2 protein-coding genes are annotated in these 2,919 nt (G+C 33.4%); both read left to right on the top strand.

What is annotated here, in order from left to right; all coding sequences use genetic code 11:
• Positions 1 to 129 precede the first annotated feature (129 nt).
• Entirely contained in the window at positions 130 to 1,437 is a 1,308-nt protein-coding gene (locus tag AC6F8J_RS09775; protein WP_500722968.1) for a hypothetical protein, read from the top strand.
• 38 nt (positions 1,438 to 1,475) lie between these two features.
• Positions 1,476 to 2,636, top strand: coding sequence for a tetratricopeptide repeat protein (locus tag AC6F8J_RS09770; protein ID WP_500722966.1), 1,161 nt, complete (start codon positions 1,476 to 1,478; stop codon positions 2,634 to 2,636).
• The last annotated feature ends 283 nt before the right edge of the window (positions 2,637 to 2,919 follow it).

Below are 2,919 nucleotides of genomic sequence, written 5' to 3'. Positions count from 1 at the left end.
ATACACCATCAGGAAAGCTAGGCAATAAGATGAACACATATATCAACATAAATGGTGATATGTATGAGGATGATAGAACCTACTAATAGAGGGTAGTGAGTCATTTGAATTAAATAAAGGGGAAACAAGATGAGTGTATTGGTATTGAATTACAGTGAATTAAGTTTAAGTATCAAAAATGCTAACAAAGCGGCCGATCAAGCAAGAGATTATGGGGATACCATTAAAAAAACAATATGCAAAAAAATCTCAAGCCTACCAGGTGGCAGTAGTAATAATACAAGTAATGCAGACTGGTTTGCCCAGAAAAAAATCGCTGCTTTGGCTGAAAAAGCGGATAGGCTAGATACTTTTGCATCAAAACTAGGAGCCTTTGCATCAAATGTTGAAGACACGGATACATATGTTTATCATAGATTTCAATCATTATCTTCAGAGTTTAAGCGTCAAAACGATATGAAAGTGAATCCGGTTACAGAATTTTTCGTGACGCTAGTGACAGGTGTAGTTAATGCATCAGATTTTTGCCGCTGGGTAAAAGACATCTACAATAAAATAACGGATTTTCATAATAGCATCTCGGATGCTATTAAGTATTGGTATAAGTGCGGAGGCAGTAAAGTTGCTGCCAAAAGAGGGTTGTCAATATGTGCCTTTACCCTTTCAGTTTTAAAAGTATCAATCAAGGCAAGTATAGATAAAGAAATAGAAAAGGGAGCAAGGGCTACTTCGGATACCATAGATTACTTGGGAACCAAATTTGCATTTGAGAAACCATTTGTTATTCCGGTGGTACAAACAGAAGTAAAGGTTGGCATTAGTCAGACTCAAATAATGTCTGAAAATGGTGTTGTTGTTGGTAATGATGGTGTGGAGATAAATGGTGGAATTGGATCTTTTAGTGCAGAAGAAGAAGAACAGTCAGGAACTATAACTATGAAGATTGGGGAAGCTAGTATTGACACTAACGGTTTATTATCGTTCAAAACCATTAAAATAGGAAGTAAAGACTACAATGTTCAAGGAAGTGCTTCAACAGGCCCAAGCCAACTTTCTTATGGATACATAACGAACACACCTTTTTACATTATGGAATCATCTGGATTACAGAACTTTAAAGGCCTTTCATATACACATAAACAAGACATTTCTACAAATCCGGAAATGTATAATGGATTGAAATCTTCTTATAAAATAGAAGTAACTCGGTATCCATTAAAAGAGGCACAAGCGGTTGCAACAGTTGCAGCAGTTGTTGGAATTATAGTATTGGCTCCTGTAGTAGTCCCTGTAGTAGGAACTGTAAAAGGCACTGCAATAATAGGAGCTATACTAGGAATACTTGGGAAAGGTACACCAGTGTATGGTCATGAAGAAATTAACATAGAAGAAAATAGGACCAAAGATAATAGCGATGAAAAAAAGAGTAGTAATTAAAACCAAACAAGGTGAATAAATAAGTTGAGGGGATTTATATGGATGATCAGTTAAAGGATAAAAAAAGTAAAAAGAGCCTAAGTAAGCTAAAACCAATAATTATAGGGATATCAATTATTATCAGTATATTAATCGGACTACAGATTATTTTCTATGCCAGGCTAATGATACCACAGCTAATGAATGATGGTATTGACTATATAACCGAACCGGCAACCCTTTCACCAGACAGTGAAGTGGTTAGACTGTTGGGAAATTCAAAAGGTTTAAATGCAGATGAGCTTAACCTATTAGGCCGTGAAATGTATAAGCAAAAAAAGTATAAAGAAGCGTATAACTTATATAAGCTAGTTGTAGAAAAAGAGGAGAATCATAAAACATTAATGTATGCACAAATGGCCAACTGTTATGGATTTGTACTAAATTATGAGGAAGCAGTTAAGTTAGCTGAAAAATCATTGTCAATGATAAATGATTCAACGCGAGCAGAGAATCAGTATTATGCATATTATACGGCTGCGATAATGTATTCCTACAGAGAGAGTCGCTGGGGAGTAACTGATCCTGATAGAACGATGGAATTACTGAAGAAAGCAGTAACGATTCAGGTAGATGATCCTAGATACAAAGAGTATTGTGAAACTAGAAACTGGCAAATGTATGAATATTTAATAGATATGTATAGTTTTTTTCCTGAAAATTATAATCCTGAGGAAGCTATTGAAAATTTAGAATACTTATATCAATTAAAGCCAGAAATATATGGGCTAAAAGCAGAGATTGCCTTACGCTATCTGCAAATGGATGATATAAAAAACGCAGAGCCTTTAATAGAAGAATATAAGAATCAAAATGGTATAGATATGAATGCATTGACGTTGGATTGTCTATATTATATAAAGACAGGGGAATATAAGAAAGCGAAAAAAATACTAAATAAGTTAAAAATAGTATCCATAAATGATGAAAAGAAGGCTAACTACTATTCTTGGAGTTTTCGTTACTATGAGGCAATAGGTGAAATAGAAAAAGCAAAAGAGTATTATCAAAAATTTGTAGATTTACTTAAACCCAGTGTATTCACGTATAATGCAATTCAAGTAGAAGAACGGTTAGACATTAGTTTTGATGATATTCGTAAGGAACTTAAGATGGAATATGAAGCCTATAATAAAATCAGCCTTGAGCTAAAAGAATAGACAATAAATTGAAATTAATACTGGGTAAACTAGTAAAAAATCATTGTATTCATTAAGTATATGTGATAAATTAAATAGAATGTGTATATATGAAAAGACAAAAAGACATATAAATATAAAAAATACCACAATAAGAGGAGAGTAAAAAGATGAAGAGAGTCATAACAGCCATATTAGTATTAGTAATGTTAGGAAGTATTACGATAAACGCCACAACACTAGAAGATATTAAAGGTAAGGTATCGACTGTAAAAGATATCAATGATACCACCTTAAACAGCTT

Source organism: Petrocella sp., assembly GCF_059865615.1.
This window is presented reverse-complemented; position numbering and strand designations above follow the sequence as displayed.